Raw genomic sequence first — 25,338 nt, forward strand, 5'->3', positions numbered from 1 at the left:
TTTTTAAAGGCCAAGATGAAAGGGCACAGCATAACACCATGCCCCATTCAACAACTAAACTCAATTCAACTAACTCAAACGTTTAAATCGCTATTAATCATGAAGGTTTTTGGTTCTTAAATAATTAAGTAATAATTCCGGCCTGTCCGTTTGAATCATATTCACGCCCTTTTCAACATACCATCCATAAATACTATCTGTATGAACAAGAGCCACGTCGTCTTCATATCCTGCATTAAGACTTTTCCAAAGGGAATTGACCCATACCTTGCTCCCCCTTTTTTTAATTATGGAAAACTTGTTAAGGACTTTAGAGGTATCCGTAGAAAACACAAATTCAAAAGCCAAAGGCTTAATTTCATGTTGGTATGCTTCAATGATATCTTCTGCATCAACCTGTTTATCCAAATTAATGATGGGCATAAAAATGATGGAATCGAGTTTTGCTCCAAAATCTGATTTTACATCGGAAACCGATTTGTCATAGCCTTTAATGACCACTTGTTTTGCCGTGCCTGTTTCTTGAATGATTTTAAAGGCCTCGTCAAAATAGTCATAGCATTTATCCAGGTTAACCAGGACCTTCCCTTTGGCAGTCATTAATGCTTCTCTTAGTGTGGGGATTCTATGATGGGTAGGACGACCCGTTCCATTTTTTAGATGTAATGTTTTTAATGCCTCTAAGGTATACTCAGAAACCGGGCCTTTCCCAGTCGTGGTTCTATCAAGGGTTGCATCGTGTAGAACCACTAATTCATGGTCCTTGGTTTTTCTAACATCTATCTCCACCATATCAACGCCCAGGTCAATACAATTTTTAATGGCCTGCAGGGAATTTTCAGGCGCGTTTCTCCAGTCCCCCCGGTGAGCGATCACCATAATGTCATTACTTGTTGAATTATTCAACGTCGCTAAAAGGTTTTCCAACCTGTTAACTTGATTTTGTGACGCCTGACTTGACACGTTCAACTTAGATGTGTTTGGAGCCTTGTTACAGGTGCAATACAAGGCTGTACTCACCATCAATACAATCAGTTTATTTTTCATGTTAATTAGTATTTATAATTCCACCATCTCACCTTATAGAGATTCATAAAAGGTATACTTAAGGTATCCATAGGGTTGGTTAAATGGATATGGTGTGACCACCACTTTTCTTCGGCCTGCACAAATGCGATTCTCGGATTATGAGGACCAGAAATGGACAGACCCTTAATATTCTTCTTATGGCCTAAGGGTTTAAAAATGTTGAACTCCTCCATCTCCTTGTTAAATATCCATACGTTATCACGGGTTGTTACTAACAGTTCTCGAGAACTAAAGCGCACCAGATCATGACCCCCGGTATCCTTTAAATTCCATTCTTTATAAAGTTTAAGTTTGGGCCTCTCGGTATACCAATCCATCAGCTTATAAGCTTTTAATGTGTCATCCCCAAGCGCATACAACAACCTCCTGTTTGAATCCCAAACCAATCCGTGCGCAGCATAAAGACGTATTTTATAAACAGGTTCCATTCCGGATCTATTGGTATTAAAAATGGCAATACAATTCCCATGGTCATGATGAGACCCTGCAACAGCCACTCGCGCATGAGGTAACTCTTCAATAGAATGCGCATTGGCTACATAACTGAAAAACGTAACGTCTTTGGACGGTTTGTCAATTATGGCGACCCCTCCGGTACTCGAGGTAATCATGATTTTTTGCCCCTCTGCAATGGGTTTACACTCATCAATTTTGTTAAAGTATTTTTGTTTATACGTTAATGGCAAACTCCGGGCATCACTGGGCTGCCATGCCCAAATTATGTTTGGGCTATTGGTATTCCTCTTTTTTACATCGACAAGAATTACTTTATCACTACCACAGGCTATTACCGACCCATCCAAAGGGGAAATGCCCTTACACCCTGCCATGGCGTATAGCACAAAAATCCACCTTAACTTAAAAAGTGCTCGCATTACTGAATTCAAAAAGGAAAAAATGGGTACCAAAACGCACGGGAGTTCATGAATCCCCGTGCGTTTTTATTACTAATGGGATGTATGTTTTACATTTTTACCAAACATGGGCCAAACATCGTTGGCTAAACCCGTTGAAAACATTTCTAAAGCATGAAGTTTACCGTCATATCCCCCCACATAAATGGTGCCATCTGAACCAATGGCAGGGGATGACCACACGTTTCCTCCCGTTAAGAACTTATATTTCAGCGTCCCGTCAGGATTGACAGCATAGACATGATCATCCCATGACCCGAAATAGATGACGCCATTTTGATCTACAGCAGGAGACGAATTCAAGATGGCTCCCGGGGTAGAAAAAGACCAAATCTGTGAACCATTAGATACATTTAAGGCCAGCAAATTCTCACCCTCTTTGGTGCCAACATAAACCCTTCCATTTGCAATGGCCGGGGCACATACTGTTATTCTACCTGTAACATTGGTATTCCACTTTAGGGTCCCATCCGAATTTATGGCATAGACAGCACCTGCGCTTCCGCCTTGGTCAACCGCTGCAATAATGGTCCCATCCGAATTCACGGCAATACCGCTTTGGGCATTTCCCCCAATGGCAAAAGACCATAAAGCGCTTCCATTACCAGGATCGAGGGCATATAAATTATCATCATCCGAAGTGATGTATATGGTCCCGTCGGTTGCAATAGCCGGTGTCGACCTGATGTTGCTCCCCAAAGTATTGAATACCCATTTTTGGGTGCCGTCCGGATTCACCGCAAACAAATTATCGCTGTCGGAGCCTATGTAAATCGTTCCATCCGTTGCGATGGATGGTGTTGCATAAATGGCGTCTCCACCCATGTCAAATTTCCATTTTTGGGTGCCGTCGGGATTAATGGCATGCAGATGATTATCCTTTGACCCCACATAGATGGTGCCATCACTACCTATTGAAGCCGAGGAATACACATTATCTGAAATACCCGTATAGGTCCATTTTAAAGTACCATCCGGATTTATGGCATGGAAATTATTATTATCCTCAGATCCTATATAAATGGTACCATCGTCTGCTATTGCCGGTGACTGCGGTTTAATTTGGAAGCCTATATCATAGGCCCATTTTTCGCCCCAGACATAGACTTGCTGCGTATCGTTAAATACCGTGCCTTGCCCATCTGTTATTTGAACGTTGACATCGTATATCCCAGGCGCATTATAACTATGTGTCGGATTTTCTTCTGAACTCGAATTCCCATCACCAAAATCATAATTCCAGGAAGTCGCTGTACTTCCAGGTAAATAGGCCGGGTTGTAAGTAAACTGGACAAGCTCATTGACCATGGGAAATTCTACATTCAATAAAAATGCTGAAATTTCACCCGGTGTAGCTATGGCTTGAATCGTATTGGAATTACTTCCTCCTGAATAATGTATTATAAAATCGAAAGTATATTCGGTATCATTGTTCAACCCTGTAATTTGATACGTGTTTTTATCCGGCGTGATCTCAACCTGTTGCCCCCCTGGTTCCCATGACAGCGTATACCCTGATATATCACTCCGGTTTGGGGTATCCCAAAGGGCAATCGCAAATTCATTCCCTGGTAAAACCGTGAAATTTAGTTCATCCTGCGGTTTTAAATTTATTTCATTAGCGCCCGATATTCCAATTGCACCATAATTGGCCTGAATAGAAAATTTATAATTCACATCATTTTGTAATCCAACCACCGTATAACTATTCTGTGATGGATCCAAATCAATTTGTTGCCCATTCGGAGACCATTTCAACACATACCCCAAAAGAGGCGTATCTCCACCGGGACTTTGCCAAATCAAATCTGTCTTTTCATGAGCCACTTCACCGGAAAAGGTTGTCACTGCATCAAGATCAAAATTCGCTTGGGGTAAATCGTCATTTTGACAGGCCGTAAGTAAGAACACCAGGGCCAGATATGTAATATATATAAAGTTTAATGTTTTCATTTTATGTTTTTTTTAAGGATCCAATGGATCAGATGAATCTAAATGTAATACCTTGATTGTTGGAGTAAATTCCAAGTCCCGATCGGTCAAACGATCGTTAAGTTCCATGGGTAAATGCCCCATTTGCGTTAAGCATCGCGTTGCAAACTGATTAGAAGAGACATAATTACTTTGAGATTGGGATGTACTTAATAACGCCTTTTTAGTATCGGGAATGCCATACCTGAAAATGAGACGCCCAATGTTTCTCAAATTTGTAGTCGTATGTCTGGCATGCGGATCCACCAAAATTTTATCTTCAGCAATACCGTACTTGTCCATGACATACTTTTTCATTTCAATAGCCTCATGATATTGCGATTGAAAGGGCGCCACATTGGCTCCCGTGAAAGCAATAAACGGTGCCATTCCCTTATTAAACAGGGTTACCGCATAATCGCATCTTTCCATACCCCCTAAACTTATATTTGGCAGGTCTCCGGAGGAATTGGGTGCGTCGCCCAATACCACCAACAGACTATACTGATAATCCTGCCAACTCACCGATTTGATCGCCTCATAGGCGGGTGCGTTTTCTCCTAAATGCAGTGGCACAAATCTTGCCGCTTCATCTCTATTATTTAGCTTTAGAGCACCTAAAGCAAAATCGAGAAAGGGTTGATAGAAGAGTGTATAATACGCCTTCTTTGAGTTTAAATCATGGACCAGATTCTTTAGCAAGGTTTTATAGTCTTCACTATTAACATCATAGCTTACACGATCCAATTCAGGATAAATGGGGTCAATACCAGCAACATAAGTATCAATGATTTGATTAATTCCCAACATCATTTCCTCGACAATCAATTGATTCAATCTGGCAACATCAGTCACTTCCTGAAAATGATTGAAAGCTCCGGAAGGTCCGAGATGCGCATTGCTAAATTCCACAAAGCCTTCGGCATTTTTCTCAACGACATTCTTAATTGCACCGGAGATAGCCAGGCGCTCATCATCTGAAAAACGCAATGCATTGGCATACGCCGTAGCTGACACATTCGTCTGATTAAGCAGGTCTGCCAATCGTTTCTCCACTTGGGTTAAAAAGCCAGATAAATAATCATCATTTTCAATTTGCATGCTTACAGATGGCGTGTTTTCCACCAGGGTTGCCCAGTAAAAATTACGGTCTTTAACAGCAGAAGCACTTTCCAAATACTCATAATTCCTATCAAATTCCGGAAGCACGATAGCAGTCGCCCCGTTATCGGAGTCACCACCATCTATACCCGTGAAGCCTTTATCATCCTGAGACGTTGAGCAACTCGTACAAAAAAGGATTAATAAAATATGCAATAACTTAATACCCATTATTTTGGTAGAATATTGACGTATTATTAATTTTTTCAATTTCTGCTTGAGGAACCGGATAGAGCAATTGATAATCTTGAATAACGACACCAATGCCCGAATTTATTTCAGAGGCTGCCGTATTTGTCCGGACTAAATCGAACCAACGATGCCCTTCGAACGGAAATTCCAAAAAGCGCTCCTGTAAAACAGCTTCTCTAAAACGGGCCTGATCTGGAAGATCGGTTGCCGTCAATGGTGTAAGATTAGACCTTTCTCTTACTTCATTCAGGTAGCTAAAAGCCGTACCGCCGGACTGATAGCCTTGTTCATTTAATGCTTCAGACAGCATTAACAGTACATCGGCGTGTCTCAACAGGATATAATCATTTCCAAAATTTCTAAATGAAGATTCCGTATCGAAAAATTTTGCCGGAACCAACAAATTTCCGGCAGGAACATAGTCGATCAAATCCTTCCTGGCATCACTTTCAGTGTAGGCATTAATTATTTTTGACGTAAAAGGTGAGATCGAAATATCTGACACTGCAAACCACAAGCCATGACCCTCCCCTTGTATTTCTTTATTGAATCGTATTGAAAAAATGATTTCACTGTTGTTTTTGTTTCCGGTATCAAAGACATCCGCCACATTGTTCAGCAAACCATATTCCCCTAAAACACCATTTAAAACAGTAACCGCATCACCATATTTCTTTTGCGTCAGGTAGACTTTCCCCAGCAACGTTTTCGCTGCTCCGGAAGTTGCCCTTCCATAATCCTGTGCCGGGTAGGATGAAGGCAAGTTATTGGCGGCGAATTGCAAATCTTCTTCAATAAATTGATACACCTCTGTTACCGGGCTTCTTCCAATTTTTAAAGATTCCTCCGATGACACTACACTCGAAATAATAGGAGCATCCCCCCATAACCTGACTATGTTAAAGTAAGTAAGGGCCCTGATAAATCTTGCCTCAGCCTCATATTGTTTCATTAAAATCTCATCAAAATTGACCCCTCCTAAATTATCGGTTACCGAATTAGCACGGAAAATGCCGTTATAATAATTGGCCCATGCATCCCTAATAAGCTCGTTGGCCGAGGTTTCCTGAAACTTATTGATATTATATCTATCTTGCGTTCCTGCGGTGGGGGCCCCTAAGTCCAAATTATCTGAACGCCATTCGCTTAATTCAAAATAAAGCCCTACCTGTCCTTGTAATTTTGCATAGGCTGCCATGATGGCCGCGTTAAAATCGTCCGGTGTTTTATAAAAACTATCCGTAGTAGAGTTGTTCTCCGAAGCTAAATCTGTAAAGCTGTCGCTACAACTTGAGATTACCAAAAATAGAGTTACTATATATATTATTATTCTCATGCTTTCTAGATTTTAAAATGATACGTTTATACCTAATGAATACGTTTTAGCCAATGGATACACTCCATAATCTAAACCAGGTGTAAGTTGGTCACTTCCCCCTGCTAAATTAACCTCAGGGTTGTAGCCTGTATAATCGGACCAGGTGTAAAGATTATTTCCGGTGATATAAATTCGGGCTTTGGAAATATTTAATTTTTCAACTATAGGTCCCGGCAGCGAATACCCCAAGGATACATTCTGCAATCTAAGATAGGAGCCATCTTCAATATGCCAGGTCGATGTACGCCCATTGTTTCCCCTAGATTTCCTATTGGCCCTGTTGGTATTGCCATCGCCCGGGTTAGCTTCAGACTGCCATCGGTTTAACATTTCACGGGTATTATTAAAATTTCCCTCGCTATTGGCGTTATATCTTCTCATGAGGTTTAATACTTCACCTCCATAGCTGCCCTGAAAGGCCACATTAAGGTCAAACCCTTTAAACTTAAATGCATTCGAAAACCCATAGGTAAAATCCGGAGCATAATTTCCCACGATAGTTCGATCTTCATTGACATCTAATACCCCATCTTTATTGATATCGACAAACCTGAAGTCCCCTACTGCCGTATTCCCAAAATGAGGATACTGATCCAATTGTTCTTGAGTTGAAAATATACCATCCTGAACCAGAACGAAATAATTGCCAATGGGCTGGCCTATTTCCGTTTTAAAAAAGGCATGACCTGTACCGGCTGTGGTAATTATTGGTGTTCCTTCCGGCCCTAATTCCTTAACCTCATTTCTGTTCACAGAAATATTAAAGCTGCTATCCCATTTAAAATCACCTAATTTGGGAGATATATTTACAATGGCTTCAAAACCCGAATTATTCACCTTACCTATATTTTGTAAGGCCGAACCAAATCCCGTCGTTTGAGGCACCGGGATTTCCAATAACAAATCTTCAGTATCTCCATTATAATACTCCACCGTGAATCGCAATTGCCGCTCGAACAATTCAGCATCCAGGCCTATATTAAACATGTATGTTTGTTCCCATGATAAATCGGGATTAGGCACTTGAGAGGGCCGAAAACCGGTTTGCAATTGCCCTGGAATTCCGGTAACATATTCATCTGTCCCTAATAAGGCTGCCTGCTGATAATTACCAATCTGGAAATTCCCTGTTGCGCCATAGCTGCCTCTTATTTTAAATTCATTTAACCAATTGATGTTTTTCATAAAACTTTCCTGGGAAATTCTCCAGCCCCCTGACACAGAGGGGAAATACCCCCATTTGTTATTGGCGCCAAAACGTGAACTGGCATCCGCTCTCATAGAGGCAGAAAGCAAGTATTTACCCGCAAAATCATATTGTACTCTTGCTAAAAGCGAATATAACGACCACTCTCCCAGACTCGCTGTTGAGGTTACACTTTCCGGAGAAGCTGAGTTAATCACCTGAATGGCATTTTCCACGCGCGTTTCCGGTCCAATCAGTGCCGAAGTTCTCTGTAATTTTGTTCTGCTTTTTTCGGCAGTCATACCGCCCAATAGCTCCAGATTGTGATCCCCAAAACGTTTCGTATAATTTATGGTGTTTTCAAACGTCCATTTATAAATGTTGGTGGTACTTAATCTCCCCTCCGAATTGGATAAACGCCCTGAATTACCTCTACCTCTGGTTTCCAGTGAAGAAGGACGATAAAACTCGTTTTGGTATTCATTATAATTCAATGCAAAAGAGGATTTAATTTTCAAACCTTCAAGTAATTCATACGCTATAAACAGATTACTCAATACATTTAAATGCTCTATTTCATTCGTTGGCAACAAAGCCAAAGCCACAGGGTTTACCATTTCATTGTGTTGATAATCCGTCCCGATCCTCCAGTATCCATTACCTTGATAATTATACGATCCATCCGGATTGTAAACCGGCCATGTGGGTGAGTATGATAATGCGGTGTGTACAATCCCATCGTCGAAATAGGGGTTGTTGGCCGACACCCTGTTTTCGAAAGTATATGAAGGGCTTAAATTAATCCCTATTTTGAACTTGCCGGAATTAATGCCGAGATTGGCACGTAATCCCGTTTTTGAATAATCAGAATTAATTATGATGCCCTCCTGATCGGAGTGATTTGCCGAAATAAAATAATTTATGTTATCGGAGGCCCCACTTACAGAAATGTTATACCGTTGTACGGTCGCCGATCTGTATATCTCGTCTTGCCAATCTGTATCGATCAAACCGGTCTCTCCATTTAAATATGGGAACAATTCCTCAGGGATCTTATGATACCCCAAAGGCCTGATGCTATTGGGATCATTTGCACTTCCGGTAGGCACCTCTTGCAAGTAAGCGGCATCATGACCTTCCTTTGATAGTTGAGCATATTCGTAGGCATTCATCATGTCAATTTTTTTGGACACTTCCTGAAACCCGATAGAATGATTGAAATTCACTTTCATTTTACCCAATTTGCCCTTTTTGGTAGTAATAATGACGACCCCATTACCTCCACGGGACCCGTAAATCGATGCCGAGGCAGCGTCCTTTAATACCTGTATGGATTCGATATCTTCCATATTAATGACTTCAGTGGCCTGTCCCGGACTTTCTACCGGCACCCCGTCTACAACATATAAGGGTTCTGCCCCGGCGGTTATCGTTCCTGTCCCCCTAACCTTTATCGTAAGTTCCCGACCCGGTTCACCCGTGGTTTGAAGTACCTGGACCCCTGCCAATTTACCGGCTAGCGCCTGATCGAAATTTGAAACCGGAAAATCCTGTAACTCGCCCATAGCGGCTTTAGCAATGGACCCCGATACTTTTTTGGCTTGTTGAGAACCATAACCAACCACAACAATTTCGTCTAAAGCGGCTGTATCTTCTAATAAAACTATGGCTAACTCGGTTTGGTTGTCTACTGAAATCTCCTGGGACTTATACCCTAAATACGAGACGACCAGAACAGCATTACTGTTCGAAACAGATAACGTAAACCTGCCGTCGAAGTTCGATTGTGTCCCATTTTGCGTGCCTTTTTCGATGATATTGGCCCCTGGTAACGGCTCATCATTTTCATCGTATACGGTTCCGGATACCTCATGTTTTTGCTCCTGATCCAAACTCGGGATCGGTTTTTCCTTGATGACAATGGCATTGTTATCGTTTACAATAATTTCAAGATTCCCGTTTGATAAACTTCTCTTGAGCAATTCATTGGTGCGTATGGTTCCCTTTTTCAAATGTAACTTGGGATACTCATTGAAAATGCCTTCTTCATAAAAAAACCTAAAATTGGTCTGCTCCATGATGAGATCAAAAACCTGATCTACAGATAACGTTTTTTCCTCCTTGATTTTAATCTTACTGTTTTGTGATACTAAATCGTTTGGAGTAAACGCAAATATGGTGGTGAAACATAAAAATATAAAGGTTCTCATAATCATTAATAAGAGGTGCTTTCCTAATAGAAAACACGTACCAGTTAATTTAATTTCCATAAATTTGTGTGTTATTAGATAGTTAGTTAATGTTTTTAATTAATTAGTAATAATATCCAAGGGATAGAGCTCTATACTTTAGCGGGTTAGACTTTATCCTTTTTCTATTGGTGCGTTGTTTTTATTTCATAGGCGGTAAAGATTTAATAATGGTTACTGTTTATTTAAGGGTTATCGTTTTATTCTTGATTTCATAATTGTTAATCGTCGTAGATTTCATTATGGCTAAAATCTCTTCAATGCTTTGGCTTTTATCCAGCGCCCCTTTAAATTTTAACACTTCGAGATCTTTGTTTTCAAAAACCACATCGACATCATACCACCGTGATATGACTTTCATGATATCTCTTAAAGGTTTACTCTTAAAACTAAAGATGCCATCTTTCCAGGAAACCACAGTATTAACATCAACTTTTTCAATAGAGACCTTTTCATTGACCAGATCGAAATTGCATTGTTCATGAGGTAACAAATCCTGTTTTTCCCCGTTAACAGCAATGGCAACCTTTCCTTCAACCAGGGTGGTATAAACATGGGTTTCATCATCGTAGGCCTTGATATTAAATTCTGTGCCCAGTACCTCAACTTCCTGTGATTTATTAAACACTTTGAATCGTGCGCCCTCATTTTCTGAACTCGGTGTGACATCAAAATAGGCCTCTCCATACACCAGTTCGACTTCACGCGTTTGGCCTTCCATAAAAGTTACGGGATATTTTAGTTGCGATTCCGAATTTAACCAGACCTGGGTACCATCGGACAAAATGATATGGAACTGTCCTCCTCTTGGAATCGTTAGGAAGTTATACGCCAATACCGTTGAATTACTGCTGTCATTTTGATATATAATTCGCTTACCATCACTTTTGGAATTCTGGGACTGAAAGGCTTTACCCTTTTCCAAAGCAATAATTTCTCCCGATTCCAAGGTTAAGGTCGCCTTATCGGTGCCGGGCACTATCTTATCCTGAACGATGGCAGGAGGGTTAGGATCCCTATGGCTTTCACTCATGGTGGTCTTTAGGAAGTAGGTTAACCCGAGGGCAAGAACCAGTATTGCCGCATATTTAACCCATGATTTATGGTAGAAAAACGCTGATTTTTTTTCTGCCCGAATCCGTGTTAAAATCTTCTGTTTTGCCTTATGCTTATCATAATGGGTAACCACATTGTTAATTAACGCATTGGTCTTTATATACTCCAGAAACACGGTTTCGTTTTCCGGATTTGAAATCCACAGTTCCAATTGATGGAGTTCATCAAAACTGGCTTCTTTCTGTAAAAATTTTACGATTAGTTTTTCTATCTTCTTACTCATTATCTTGGGTGACTTTTATATCTTTATAACGAGACCAAAAAACGATACCACTAGTATTCGTTAAAAAAATTTAATTTTACACTCCTTATTAGCGCTTGATATTTTGGGAAAAAAGGATTTAAATAATGACACCCTCGTGGAACGCCTTATTAAAGGGGATGCCTTTGCGTATTCCTTGTTAGTCGACATTTATTACGATAAGCTTTGTCATTATGCGAGTAATCTGGCGCGGGATAATTTCAGCAGTGAAGATATTGTTCAGAATGTCATCATCAGGTTATGGCAACGGCGCCATATGCTTGATCCCCATATTTCGATTAAAAATTACCTGTATAAATCGGTTTATAATGAATTTGTAGACTATTATAGAAAGCATACGGCTGTCACTGCTTTGGAAAAAAAATATATTGAAGGGTTGGATACCGTTTATGAAGCTCCGGAGAAAAATGACACACAACATCTCAAGACCATTATTGAACGGGAAATCGAAAATTTACCGCGGAAATGTAAGGAAACCTTTTTGTTGAGCAAACGGGATGGCTTAACGTATAACGAAATTGCCGAATACCAAAATATTTCTGTTAATACGGTCGAAAACCATATGGTCAAAGCCTTTGCCATATTGAGAGACCAACTGAAAGATAAAGTGCGCAACTTTTTGTTTTTGATGTTCGGAAGACCCAGGAATATTTAGTCTTTAACGGCCATTTTAAAACAGGGACTCTAACTACACCTGTGCGCAGTACCACGCTTTTCTTTACCCCCTGACCGGACGGGCAGGTTCAAGTGAATTTTACGAATAAAATGAAATAAATTAGCATGCCTGCCTTTGGCAGGTATCGAGAATCAAATTTTAGTTCTTAAACTAGTGTTCTCGATACAATTTTCTATCGAAAATCACTCGAACTGACATTCATTTGTAACCTATAAATCAAAATGCACAACGCGTTACCCTCATCGTTTTCCATAATCATTAAAGTTTAATGATCAACTAACCGTATTGGGGGTGCTATGGTGGTGAGGCCTTGTGCAAGTTGTTCTATCCTGGAATTAAAATGCCTAACTTTTGGTCATCCCCCCTCTTTACATAAGGGTGTAATTTTGCCTAAATAAATTTTAACTTTATTATTTATTCGGATCATGAGATAGTAATTTCTCCATGGATACAAATTCAAATCCCAAGAGCGTGCCCTCTTCCAGGATCTTGTCCAAAGCCATAAGCATCCCATTACGGTTTGAACCCGCATCCTTATTGTCTTCCGCATCAAAGTCATGAAACAAAATAATGGCACCCGGTTGGAGTTTAGACATCACGGTCCGGGTCACCTGGTCACAACTGTTTTTAGTACGGTCCCAATCGTTCGAGGAAAAGGTCCATAATATGGTTTTTATCCCCTTGTTCTTTAAAAAGGCTATTTGCCTATCGCTGATATTCCCAAAAGGGGGTCGAAAGTATTGGACCCTATGATCCGTCAACTTCCTAAATGCTGTATTCGTTTTTTTTACCTGTTCCTTCCAGAACCTTTTTATCGAATGGTTTCCCAAATTAGCATGATCCCAACTATGATTGGCCATGGTATGTCCTTCCTCTATAGCTCTTTTAACGACCTCCGGATGCTCAGAAAGGTTGGATCCCAGCCAAAAAAATGTCGCTTTTGCATGGTACTTCCCTAAAATATCGATAATCTTATTTGAAAAATGGGATGGACCGTCATCAAAAGTTAAGCCTATTTGCCTGAGGCTGTCGCTACCCTTTATCACACAGAATTTCGGAAACAATGCAGCCTGGTCCTTAAACTGTTTGGGGATGTCATCCAAATAAACTTCGGATGTTATATTCTGTGAGATGGAGGCGCCTCCAACAAATAGAATACTGGTGCATATGATTTTACAAAATAGGTGACTCATGAGTTCATTGTGCAAGTTCCGCGTTCTCAAAAAATGTATTAATAATTGTGGCCTGTCCGTTGGAATCCTATGAATTCCCGTTTTGACCTATTATCCATAAATAATGCTTTTTATTAAAAACATTATGGGGTCATCCGGTATACCCCTGTAAGGCCTAATGCTTTGGCTTTTGCAACAATCGTTATCCGGTCGCCCCCCTTGTTTTTCCTTAAAAGTATACTTGAAATTCCCGCCTCACATGCTACCGGGTTTTCACCAACCACTTCGGCTTCGCCTAAGACGGTAAAGGAGACGTCACCGGTATAGTTGGAAACCGTTGTCCCGTGGGCATCTGTTATGTAGGCATGCACAAAAAAGTAATCCGGGCTTTCCACGGAACGATTTTTATAATTATCGTCTACCACGATTGTAATCTTTGAAGGTGCTTCAGGGGTTTGCCGTATAAAGGTTGCCACGACCCGATCCTTGATATAGCCTTTTGCTTCCAGCGTTCCTTCCGTGAACGTTTTCATTTTAAAGGTAAAGGGCGGGTGATTTAAATTATGGGATATCCGATTCTCATCAGGTCTTTGGCGCCCTAAACTTTTTCCATTTAAAAATAATTCGACTTCCTCACAATTGCTAAAAATTCGAACATCCAACGGACTATCCTTTTGCCAATTATTGGCAATATGGACCATGGGCGTTCCAAAGGGATCCGTAGCATCCCGCTGACTTTGAAAAAAATAATAGGCCGGTTTAGGCACTCGAAACAGATCCATGATCCCGGAAGATTCCAGATCGTTGGCATAACCCCTGTTGTAATCGAACATCACCCAATAGCCATCGGCGAAGGCCGGTGTCCCTAAATTATCGTTGTGTGCTTCCTGGATATTTGTGGCCTGCTGTAACAGGCGTTTTTCTCCAGCCCCCCTTAATTGCCTGCTGGACCGGTCTTCCTGCAACAAGTTCTCCCAACTGTTCTGGTTAAGACCCGCATTCATGGCATAGTACTCCCAATCCCCATATTCAGAGACATTATATGGTTTTTTTAAATCCCGGTCATAATGTTTTAATCGATGTTGACGTGCTTGTAAATAAATATCATAGCCATAGGGTTGCCATCCCGCAGTAAAACAGGGATTCCCCGGGTATTCGTTATGGGCAATGGCGGTAAGGGAATCTATAAAGGGCTCCGGCATCCAGGATTCGTTCAATGAAACTTCCCAGGCTAATACGGAAACGTGATTTCTGTCGCGACGAATCAAATCTTTAGCCGTTTGAAACACCTGCTTTTGAAATGCCGAATCTTCGCTAAAATATTGCCACCCTAAAATAGCATCAATGGTCATTATGCCCAGTTCATCACAAGCATCCATAAAGGCCGGTGCCTGCGGGTAATGGGATAAGCGCACGTAATCAAATCCTGCATCTTTGATTTTTTTGGCATCTCTATATTGGGCATTGTCCGAAAGGGCATACCCTATATAGGGATACTCCTGATGCCTGTTTACCCCTCTTAAAAAGGTCTTCTCTCCATTTAAGTAAAACTCCTGTCCTTTAAAGGCCATGGTTTTTATGCCGATGCGATGTATTTCCTGATCGACCATGACACCATCTGTTACAATTTCTGTTTTAAGTCTATACAAATTTGGATATTGGGGTGACCAAAGTGCCGGAGCGTCAACAATCATTTCCGTTATTACTTCCGTGTCTTGATGTGCAGGTAATCGATGCGGATTGCTTTCCACCGCTATGACGGTGCTGTCATTTCGGTACAATGTATTGCGGATCACAAATGATTTTTCCTTTTCGTCCCTATTTTTAATGTGCGTTTGCACATGCACTCTGGCGCGTTCTTTAGACACTTCCGGGTAGGTCACGAACACACCCCCACTTGCCCGCTTGCCCTCCAAAACAGGATCCGTAATATGCAACGGATCTTTGGCAATCAACCATACATTTCTATGAATACCACCGTAGGTATTGAAGTCTAAAATTTCAAGCGGTTTTGGTCCGGTGATCGGATTATCCGTATTATCCAATCGGACAGCTATGAGGTTTTCTTCATTGAACAAGGCGACATCCGTAAAATCAACTACAAAGGGTAAATAGCCTCCCTGATGGGTTATTAATTTTTTACCATTCACCCAAACCTCAGCCCTATTCATAGCGCCTTCAAACGTTAACCAAAGTTGTTTCCCCTGGTACCCGGGGGAAAGGCTAAACGTTTTACGGTACCAACACAGGCCTTGCCATTGCTCATTCACAATTTTTGGTTCGATTCTGGGGGTGTGCGGCAGACCGACCTTTTCCCAATTTTCCATATTCAAATCCTTATGGAAATAGGTGCTGTCCGTTTGAGTTTCCGTTAATAATTGAAAATGCCAGTCTTTGTTAAAATTGACTTTCCCGATAAATTGCCTATGCTCCTGTCGGCAGGAGAACAGAACAGTAATTACAACCAAGGAATATATGTACTTCATAACATTCATTTATTCTAGATATATGCGTTCAATCTCCAGGATATGGGATTCGTTATATTGATCCTCAGGTATCCCGGGGCCTATTGAAATTTGTATGCTTTCAATCTCTGAAGGCTTAAATTCCTCCCCGCTTCGGGAATTAAACCAATAGGGCTGAAATACGGGAAAAGGACGAGGCAACAATACCTGAGGCACGCTTTGGAGTTCGCTATAAGGAATGTTGTACCTATGGGTATCCGAATTCAATGTAATGATTTTACCAAAGACCTCTCCATTATTAAGCTGAAGGGCGACCTGGATTTTTTGTTTGTTCCCCTTTTCAGAACGTCCCATAAAAACGAAATGATCCGTATTTCCAAGGTTATGGTTCCCATTTTTAATTTTATCGCTCACCCAAATCTTGAAGGTCATATCCGGTATTTTGGCATTCAAATTTTCAACGGTAATTTTAAGTGGCCTATCCGATTCGAATTTAGCGGCGGTTTTAAATGCGTTGTATTTCACTGCGTTCCATGTACTGGGCCAAACCATGTTTTTAGATTCAGAGTGGGCATCAAACAACACCACCACCGCACTTTTATCAACGATTCTGGTACTATACCTGTCCTTCGAGACAAAATCCCATTCCTCCGGAGAACCTGATACCTGATTGGGGTAAGTTACGCGCCCCTCGGCTGTTGTTACAACAATGTAGTAGTGCAATGACGGTTGGTTTAATTGAGATTTGGGCAGGGTCACCGTATAAGAGAACGTTCCTGATTGCGCCATGGGATATCTAACCACCCTATGATACCCCGACTGTAAAATGACTTCTGCACTTTCTATTTTTGATGGCGCTACAATCTGTGCACGAATCACTAAATCTGTATCCTTTTCGATGGTTTCCTGTGGATGATGCACCACATAAACCCTGTCCAGATGTTCTTCCGGTGCTACAAATTCATTGCGCAACATATTTCCAACCTTTTCGTTTGATGGCCTGTTAACAGTATCCGATTGATGACTGAGAATATAGGTTCCGGGTTGAATTGAAAATGAGCCCCCTGAGACTTCAGGTTCAAAAGTATTCCCGTCATTAACCGGCCTGATAAAAAAGTCTTCTTCCAAATCGGGAAGGTTAATCGTCATGTTGTGGGCGTTCCATTTAACCACGGCCACCGTTTTTTTAAGACTTGCCTTTTCAAAGGGGTCATCCACCCACAAGACATCCGGCATGACCTCCAATCGCCATACGCCTGCCTCCAATCGGTCCAAAAAATAGGCCCCGGTTCCCGTATAATCAACTATGGGAGAACTTCCCACACCGGCTATATGCTCTAAATAGTGCAGATCTTTAGGCTGTAATGGGGTGGAATGGGTATGTATGTATGTCGTCTTCGAACGGTAGGTCGCTGTATCGGTTTTAGGATCTAAATGGGTATTCCCAAAGGAAAGATTATTAGGATAGCGCCCATAGGACTGTCCGTTGTCCATGTCATGAAACACCGCTGATGCTATCCTAAGGGATAGGGCCTTGCTTGGGGTAAAGGCCAGGTTGAGATAATGGGTTTGGTATTCGGTGTTGGCAAACGCTAAATCCATGGGGTCATAGGCAAATTGTGCGGCAAACTGGAACCTGGCTTCACGAAAGCTTCTTGCCATTGCCGGATATAAGTATGACGTTGCATTATCTGCCGGATCGAACTCATAAATTATACGGGCCTTGTTTTGGAACGCCTTATGGTCTTTAAAGGGTATGTTATAGACATCCACATGGGGCAGGTAATTCCCTTTAAACTCCTGATTATAAACCAGCCCGGTAGGATACCACTGGAACGTACAGCCCTGGATATTGGCTTTGCAGTAGGCATCAACAAATTCTGATCGTTCGGATACATTGTAAAATATGGGATTTTGAAATCCCGTTTTACGAATGACCTCGACCATCCTGTTGATGTATGCAGTTGCTATCTCTGCATTGTCATGCTGGGGTTCGTTGTTGATTTCCAAAGCGATTATATCCGGATCGCTCTTGTAAGCAATTCCCGTGTACGGATTTATATGGTTTAGGAATTGTGTAAAATAGCGTTCCTGCTTTTTCAAAACGGTTTCCCCCGAATAGGTTTCCGGTTTGCTCAAATGGGCACTGAACCCGGGAGCAGGGACATCGTTTTCCGGATACCCGTTTCCGCCCACTTTAAAGGGGGTCACTATGGTCTTAATGCCGCGTTCCTTCATTTTAAACAGGGTATAGTCCAACAGGTCCAATTGGGCGGTTGGAATGATATTCCCCTCCGTATCGCTCATTTCGGCATCCCATACATGAATCCGAAACGCATCCAGTCCCAATCGTGCCATATGATACACATCCCTGTCAATGGCCTGTTTGTGGTCTTTACCGATATAATTGATGGCCCGAAACCCATGGGCAAAGGGCAGGGTATAATTGACTCCAAAAAGCCTGATTTCCTTATCGTTGCTGTGCCATCTAAAGACTCCGGAGGGGTCTACATAGGTAGATGGCTGACTATGCCCCCAGTAGCTGACGAACAAGATCATACATATACCATAAGGTCCAATAATTTTTAAAAACATGTTCATTCCTTATCGACTAGATTTGTGATGACATTGACCCAATTCCTATACCCGTTCTCATTCAGATGCACCCCATCTGTTGAAAATGCCATATCCATAAGATCATTTTCTGTGGCAAAATAATCATGCAATCCGATTAGGTTATAAGGTTCTGTTAACTCCGTGCCCATCAACAGAGCATTTATCTTTTGGATTTTCATCTTGAGATGTTCTGTAGTTGTGGGTAATACGGTTTGCAAAAAGATTTGTGTATCCGGACTTTCATTATGAATTCGGTGTACGATCTTGATGATATTATCATAGATCGCCTGTGCGGTCATGTCGTCCCGGAATGCATCATTAATTCCTATCAACATAAACACCTTGGAAGGCGTATAATAGATCAATTCGTTCAATCTGGCCAACACCCCATCGGTGGTATCGCCGGCGATTCCCCTGTTTTTCACTTTGGGATTATGGAACCGTGCGCCCCAATCCCCTCCTTGTTCTGTAATGCTGTTTCCCAAAAAGACGATATCACCATGTTCCAAAGGATGCGCCATAAATTCCTTTATTCGTATAGGATAATGGCCTCTCGTCCATTCGGTATGCGTGTCAATTATAAGGGTTTCAGAAGGATATAACCCTTTCAAATCCTGCTGGTCCTTATGTGCTGCATCATTTGAGGAGGAACACCCAAGAAAAATGCACATAACTGTGGTTACAAATTTTATATATATGTAAGGCATACGTTTGATTTTTGTGATGTGATGTCATTAGTGATTAGATAATTATGGTATCCCGTTAAATTCTCCATTTAGACAAAAGATACCCATCCAACCCTGAAAAAGCCTGGATGGAATCTTTAAAAAATACCGTTAATTCAACGCGAAAAACGCCTGGCCCTATTGGGCTATTAAAACAATGGTTTTATTTAATGCATCAATGGTGATTTCGTAATTCCCTTCACTACCAACAAATTTGAAATGACCATCCCCATTGTCTTCCAGTAAGGGATCGATAGTATAGTCTAATTCAGAAAAATAGGTGTAGCCATATTGGGTATCCCATACGTCCTTCATCGGGAAAAAGGAAAATCCTGAACCCCATTGCCCATACCCCAGGGATACTACAGCCTGTCGTATATAAGCCGCTGTTTCAGGCAATCTCACAGTGTCATCGAAGGTCCATCCGTTGGCCGTACTGGCGTCACCCACGATATAGTAGGGAACTGATGGTTCCAGGACAATGGTCCTTTCCTGTGCATTTACCGTTAATTGATACACCCCTTCCGTTCCCACAAATTTGAAGTGCCCATCGCCATTATCCTCTAATAAGGGATCTATGTCATACCCGTTTTCGGCATAATAGGTATAGCCATATGCTGTGGACCAGTCATCCTTACCGGGATAAAAGGAAAATGCCGAGCCCCACTGTCCATATCCCATAGCAAGCCTTGCGGTTCTGATTTTACTTTCAGTTTCCACTAAGACCACATTGTCATCGAAGGTCCACCCATTGGCGGTCGTCCCGTCACCAACAATATAATACGGTTCTCCGGGGACAAATTCGGTTGTTTCCTCAATCCAGAAAATATCAATTCTTTGAATCGCTGAGTACATCTCCACCAAATTGGGTGTGCCTTCCCCAATCAATCCGCGTACCCTGAAATAGACCGACCCTGTATTATTAGGCGCCCCGGAACTATCGGTCGTTTCCGGATCGCTATCCAGTCCAAGGTCTAATGCAAAATTTAAGAGTTGTCGAACGGTAATGGCCAGGTTGGTCGTTGAGGTGGTCCCTAATAAATTGAAGGTTTCAAATTGCGCGTCTGTTGTGGCCTGTAATTCATACTTGATATTGGTTGGAACTCCAAAATCGGCCCTTGACCAAATAAATCGCTCCGCTATGTTGTCTTCCGTATCTTCAGAAAGCAAATACTGTGTGGAGAAGGAGGAATTGAGAAATGAAATCCCATCCTCCGAGGGATTCACAATTTGTATAGGATCAAATTCGTCTTCACACGAATTGAAGGTCATTAATACTGCAGCTGCTAATAGTAAATAAATTATATTTTTCATGATATGTTTTTTTAGTTAAATGGTTTAATAACCGGGATTTTGGGTAAGATTGGGGTTGGCCAAAATATCGGGTGTGGGAATAGGAAATAAATTGTATTTCGGATCGACCGAAGTCCCGGCTTCCACGCCGCCTTTCCATGCCCACAGGTAACTTCCGGTAGTGAGTTTATTGAATCTGATCAAATCCGTTCTTCGGTGCGTTTCCCAATACAATTCACGTGCCCTTTCATCAAGGATAAAATCTAAAGTCAATTCACTCAAGGTTATATTACCAAGCGTACTAGAAGGATCATTGTCATAGGCCCGACCCCTTATTTGATTTATGTAATCCAAGGCCTGACTTTGATTCCCTCCGGAACCCCCTCTTAATACGGCTTCGGCATAGATCAAATATATCTCGGCCAGTCGGAATACGGGAAAATCGATATCAGACAAATTCCCAAAAGTGTTGTTCTGGGGCATGGGATTACCATCCCGGTCCACATTTCTATATTTATAGGCCGAGAAACCATCCGTACTTTTTTTAATGTTTTTAACCTCCAATTCCTGCCCATCGGTATAAAACTGCGCTCTTTGATCTATTGAAGTATCGAAAGTGGGAAAAAGCACAGGTATTTGTTGTGTGAATCTAAAAGCACTCCAGGATCCCGACATCCCATTAATGGACTGAGGTACTCCGGCTGCGCCCAAAGACAGAAAGTTTGTACCATACCAGGTTTGGAAGGTACTGTCGTAATTGATGACCCAAATGAATTCGTCTCCGTTCTTAAAATTATCTCCCAACATTAACCATGAATAATCGGGTATTAAGGAGTAGCCTGAATTCATAATCTTGGTGGCATAGGTTATGGCCTCAGAATAATGTGGAATGCCCGTATAAATTTCGGCATTTAGAAACATCCGGGACAGCAACCCCCAAACAGCCGCCTTATCAGGTCTTCCCCTTTCATTGGCTTGAGGTTCGGCCATACGGCTTTCAATTTCCATTAATTCCGTTTCTAACCATGCGAATAAATCGGCTCGCTGAATCTGCTCTGGGTTGGAATTCCCTAAATTCTCTTCGGTTGGAAAGGGCGGGTTACCATAGGCATCCATAAGGACCCAAAAGGCATAGGCTCTTAAAAACCGGGCCTCAGCCTGAAATTGCATAACCTGCTCGGCATCATTCCCTGTAAATCCTCTACTATCCAAATTGGCCTGAGAAGATTCAATAACAAAGTTGTTGCATTGGGTAATGATTTTTAATAAATCATTGTACAAAAATGCCAGTGCCGGCGTATCAGGGCTCCACGATAATTCATGATACAGTAAATTATTGTCATCGCCCCATGTACTCACCGCCATATCGGTAGTGTATTCCTGCATTTCCCAATGGTATCTCAGAAATGGCCCATAAACCAGATTTGCAAAAATAGATGCCAGACTTTGCTTATAGCCTTCAAGAGAGGCATATTGGTCGTCATTAGTTATCACATTAGTTGGCGTCTTTTCAAGATCTGCCGTACAAGCGCCTAACACGATAAGTACTAGCGCAGGGAGTAACACGGTCTTGTTTAAAGTCTTTATTATTATATTTTTCATAATCCTATTTTTTTAGAAATTCACATTTATCCCCAAAGCATAGATTCTTGGTATCGGATAGGTATTCTCATAGCCTCCCAAGGCCTCCGGATCCCTGCCTGTATATTTTGTTATGGTAAATACATTCTGTACGGAGGCGTTAATATTTAAACCTATCCCCATACGTTCTTTCAAGCTGTTAAAAGTGTATCCCACATTAATATTGTCCAATTTCAGGAATGACGCATTTTGCAAATAATAATCACTAAAGGATTGTGCTACATTTTGAGTTCTAAACCCTGTTTCATAATACGATCTATGTAAATTTTGTGAGACTTGCCAGGTGGTAATGGCAATGGCATCATCCAGGGGTTTATAAAATATATAGTGGCCAATATTAGCATGAGCTGCAGCTCCAAAATTCCAATTTTTATAATTCAAGGTTGTATTCAGGCCTATCAAATAATCGGGAGTTGTAGATTTATCGGTAATATAGCGATCCTCTGCATTGAGCATGCCATCATTCATTAAATCCACCATTTGACCTTCAATGGGTCTCCCGTTTTCATTATAGACCTGCCTGTATAGATAAAAGGTGTTTCGTTTATAGCCAACCGTATTCACTAAGGTAACATCACTAAATAGCCCCACACTGTCATCATTGGAATCGGTCAATTTGGTAATTTTACCGTCGTTATAGGTAAAGTTGGTATTAAAGCGCCAGGTGAGATTATCATTCTTTATCGGGATGGTGTTCAGAGTAAATTCAACCCCTTTGTTCTCCATGCTCCCAATATTTAGCAGAAGTTCATTATCAAAATTAACGCCTAAGGGTATGACCGTCAAATTGAGTAAATCCTTGGTGACCTTGTAATACCCGTCTATGCTGCCCGATAAACGATTATTAAAGAAGCCGAAATCCACTCCTATATTGGAAGATTCCGTCTGTTCCCATTTCAGGTTGGGATTAAAAGAGCCCGGCGTTACCGTACTGTATCGGGTATCCCCGAACAGGTATTGAAAGCTGAGTTCTCCCTGGGAATATCCGGGAATGTATTCATAATTTCCAATGCCGTCTTGCTGACCGGTGATCCCGAAACTCATCCTTAGTTTAAGACTGGATAACACCTTACTGTCTTTTAAGAAATTTTCTTGGTTTATTTTCCAGGCCAGGGCCACAGCAGGAAATGTTCCCCATCGTTTTTCTTCTGAAAAACGTGATGACCCATCATGTCGTAACGAAGCCGTTAATAAGTATTTGTTATTAAAGCTATAATTCAATCGGCCATAGAATGAGATTAGGGCATTACTGGGTTTGTCAAAGGGAAACGCCGGAATACTATTTGGGAAGATATCCCCGTTGTAATTCGTTGTGGAATAATTATAATTGGTCCTTAAGAAGTCATTATAAGAATACCCTAAAGTAATATCAAAATTACTGTTTATAGCGTCCACATTCTTAGTATAAGACAAGTAGGCCTCCAGTAATTTATTTTCAATTTTATTGGATGGATCGGCCACATAGATACTGCCTTCACTTACCGATGCGGGAAAATAATTATCGGGCACAATTTCACGCCATTTCCCTTCCGCCAAATCCACACCGGCATTAATATTTAAATGAAGATCGGGAAAGAAATGGAATTTATAATCCAATTGTACGTTACCAATGAATCTTTTACTTTCATTCCTTCTGTCCAATTGTTCCAATACACTCAAGGGATTCGGAATCGCCAAAGCCGGGTTTGTGGCGAACTGGGTGTATTGGAAATATCCCCCATACGTCTGGTCCTCCACATAAACAGGCTGTGTGGGATCAAATGCCTGTGCATAGTAAAATATCCCGTCACTGGCCAATCTCTGATCCTCCAATGAGCCTTTTAGGTTGAGGTTTATTTTTAAATGGTTATCAAAAAATTTGGGGTTTAGGTTTAGGAGCGCTGTGATTCTCTCATATTCATCTGTTTTTACAATCCCATCCTGCTTTAAAAACCCCATTGATGCCCGGAATGGAATATTCCTGATGGCACCACTGGCACTTAAATTATTCTCTGTGGCCAAAGCGATTTGATAAATTTCCTCCTGCCAGTTCGTATTGGCATTTCCCACGGGTGTTGAACTGCTCCCCAAGTCCTCGACAACTGCTCGATATTCATCCCCATTTAAAACGGGTATCAGTTCCCTGACCTGTGATATTCTGGTGTTGGAATTTAAACTGATTTGGAACTCATCCAATTGCCCCTTTTTGGTCGTTATGATGATCACGCCATTGGAAGCCCGTGATCCATAGATCGCCGCAGAGGAGGCATCTTTTAGAACCGTGAAGTTTTCAATATCATTGGGATTCAACTGGCTTAAAATACCCGGCCCATTATTACCGCCCTCGAGGGGCACACCGTCAATAACGATCAGGGGATCGTTACTGGCATTAAGCGAAGAACCGCCTCGTATTAGAATATTACTGCCGGCTCCCGGTCTACCACTTTGAGGTGTAATTTGGATTCCGGGTAATTGATTGGCTATTAATCCTTCCGCATTTGTTACGGGTATATTGTGGAATTGCTCGGAGTCCACCGAAGCCACGGAGCCCGTTAAGTCTGTTTTTCTGGCAGTTCCATAACCAATAACCACAATTTCTTCAAGGTTTGCGGCATCCTCCTGTAATTGAATGCGCAACTCGGTTTCACCGGATAACCCTATTTCGACCGACTTGAATCCCAGATAAGACACCACAAGTACTGCATTACTGTTCGAAACGCTCAGAGCAAACATGCCGTCAAAATCCGTTTGGGTCCCATTGGCCGTTCCTCTTTCAATAATGTTGGCCCCGGGTAAAGGCTGTCCTAAGTCGTCCGTAACCACCCCTTTAACGTCAATCGTTTGTTGCACATCGACTGCGGTTTCTGTCGTATCCATTTCCAGAAAAGTAATCGTCTTTTCCTCGGAGACTTTAAATTTCAGGTTGCTTGAACCAAGACTGAGTTTTAATAATTCCCGTAATTCAATTTCCCCTTTTTTCAATTGGATTTTTGGGGTGTTCTTGAATAACTTTTTGGGGTAAATAAACCCGTAATTGGTTTGCTTTTTAATTATTCTGAAAACCTGATTTACCGTGACTAATTGATCTTCCTGAATGGATATTCTCTCTTGAGAAAACGAATATTCAGAAGTCAGACCCAATACAGTAGTACAGAATAGAATAATAAAAGTTTTCATAATAATGAACAGGATCCGCTTTTGGAAACAAAAAGGGTAATCCCTTAATTTAATTTTCATAAATTAGCATAGTTTA

At 41.4% G+C, this 25,338-nt stretch carries 15 protein-coding genes; 1 reads left to right on the forward strand and 14 read right to left on the reverse strand.

Translation table 11 applies throughout. The annotated features are described in order from the left end of the window. Positions 1-93: 93 nt before the first annotated feature. The 7 genes from MR054_RS03960 to MR054_RS03990 form a co-directional block, all read right to left on the reverse strand. Positions 94-1,047 carry a glycerophosphodiester phosphodiesterase family protein gene (locus MR054_RS03960; protein ID WP_242156262.1) on the reverse strand — a complete coding sequence of 318 codons (954 nt, stop codon included), beginning with the start codon at positions 1,045-1,047 and terminating at the stop codon, positions 94-96. Between the two features lie 5 nt (positions 1,048-1,052). Further along, entirely contained in the window at positions 1,053-1,964 is a 912-nt protein-coding gene (locus tag MR054_RS03965; RefSeq protein ID WP_242156263.1) for a DUF6528 family protein, read from the reverse strand. A 72-nt stretch (positions 1,965-2,036) separates the two neighbouring features. Continuing rightward, positions 2,037-3,956, reverse strand: coding sequence for an outer membrane protein assembly factor BamB family protein (locus MR054_RS03970; RefSeq protein ID WP_242156264.1), 1,920 nt, complete (start codon positions 3,954-3,956; stop codon positions 2,037-2,039). A gap of 12 nt (positions 3,957-3,968) precedes the next feature. Then, positions 3,969-5,306 (reverse strand): YdcF family protein, encoded by a 1,338-nt coding sequence (locus MR054_RS03975; protein WP_242156265.1) that lies wholly within the window; start codon positions 5,304-5,306, stop codon positions 3,969-3,971. Next, a complete protein-coding gene (locus tag MR054_RS03980; protein ID WP_242156266.1) occupies positions 5,296-6,663 on the reverse strand; it encodes a RagB/SusD family nutrient uptake outer membrane protein in 1,368 nt (455 codons plus the stop codon). Before MR054_RS03980 ends, MR054_RS03975 begins: the two co-directional genes overlap by 11 nt. A 12-nt stretch (positions 6,664-6,675) precedes the next feature. Then, complete coding sequence (locus MR054_RS03985) at positions 6,676-10,101, reverse strand: SusC/RagA family TonB-linked outer membrane protein (protein WP_242156267.1); 3,426 nt, start codon at positions 10,099-10,101, stop codon at positions 6,676-6,678. Positions 10,102-10,321: 220 nt separating this feature from the next. Beyond that, complete coding sequence (locus MR054_RS03990; RefSeq protein WP_242156268.1) at positions 10,322-11,479, reverse strand: FecR family protein; 1,158 nt, start codon at positions 11,477-11,479, stop codon at positions 10,322-10,324. 103 nt (positions 11,480-11,582) lie between these two features. Between MR054_RS03990 and MR054_RS03995 the strand changes: the two genes are divergently transcribed. Next, complete coding sequence (locus tag MR054_RS03995; protein ID WP_242156269.1) at positions 11,583-12,173, forward strand: RNA polymerase sigma factor; 591 nt, start codon at positions 11,583-11,585, stop codon at positions 12,171-12,173. Positions 12,174-12,604: 431 nt separating this feature from the next. Here MR054_RS03995 and MR054_RS04000 read toward each other — a convergent pair whose 3' ends face one another. The 7 genes from MR054_RS04000 to MR054_RS04030 all read right to left on the reverse strand — a co-directional run bounded on the left by MR054_RS04000 (position 12,605) and on the right by MR054_RS04030 (position 25,322). Further along, a complete protein-coding gene (locus MR054_RS04000; RefSeq protein WP_242156270.1) occupies positions 12,605-13,387 on the reverse strand; it encodes a polysaccharide deacetylase family protein in 783 nt (260 codons plus the stop codon). Between the two features lie 122 nt (positions 13,388-13,509). Next, a complete protein-coding gene (locus MR054_RS04005) occupies positions 13,510-15,852 on the reverse strand; it encodes a glycoside hydrolase family 2 TIM barrel-domain containing protein (RefSeq protein ID WP_242156271.1) in 2,343 nt (780 codons plus the stop codon). A gap of 9 nt (positions 15,853-15,861) precedes the next feature. Next, positions 15,862-18,432 (reverse strand): glycoside hydrolase family 5 protein, encoded by a 2,571-nt coding sequence (locus MR054_RS04010; protein WP_242156272.1) that lies wholly within the window; start codon positions 18,430-18,432, stop codon positions 15,862-15,864. Then, positions 18,429-19,154: a GDSL-type esterase/lipase family protein gene (locus tag MR054_RS04015; protein ID WP_242156273.1), complete on the reverse strand. Its 726-nt coding sequence runs from the start codon at positions 19,152-19,154 to the stop codon at positions 18,429-18,431. Before MR054_RS04015 ends, MR054_RS04010 begins: the two co-directional genes overlap by 4 nt. A gap of 156 nt (positions 19,155-19,310) precedes the next feature. Beyond that, positions 19,311-20,486 (reverse strand): SusE domain-containing protein, encoded by a 1,176-nt coding sequence (locus MR054_RS04020; protein WP_242156274.1) that lies wholly within the window; start codon positions 20,484-20,486, stop codon positions 19,311-19,313. A 24-nt stretch (positions 20,487-20,510) separates the two neighbouring features. Continuing rightward, positions 20,511-22,067, reverse strand: coding sequence for a RagB/SusD family nutrient uptake outer membrane protein (locus MR054_RS04025; protein ID WP_242156275.1), 1,557 nt, complete (start codon positions 22,065-22,067; stop codon positions 20,511-20,513). Between the two features lie 12 nt (positions 22,068-22,079). Next, positions 22,080-25,322: a SusC/RagA family TonB-linked outer membrane protein gene (locus MR054_RS04030; RefSeq protein ID WP_242156276.1), complete on the reverse strand. Its 3,243-nt coding sequence runs from the start codon at positions 25,320-25,322 to the stop codon at positions 22,080-22,082. Between the last annotated feature and the right edge of the window lie 16 nt (positions 25,323-25,338).

The sequence above is a fragment of the Aestuariivivens sediminis genome, from assembly GCF_022662105.1.
GTDB lineage: Bacteria > Bacteroidota > Bacteroidia > Flavobacteriales > Flavobacteriaceae > Aestuariivivens > Aestuariivivens sediminis.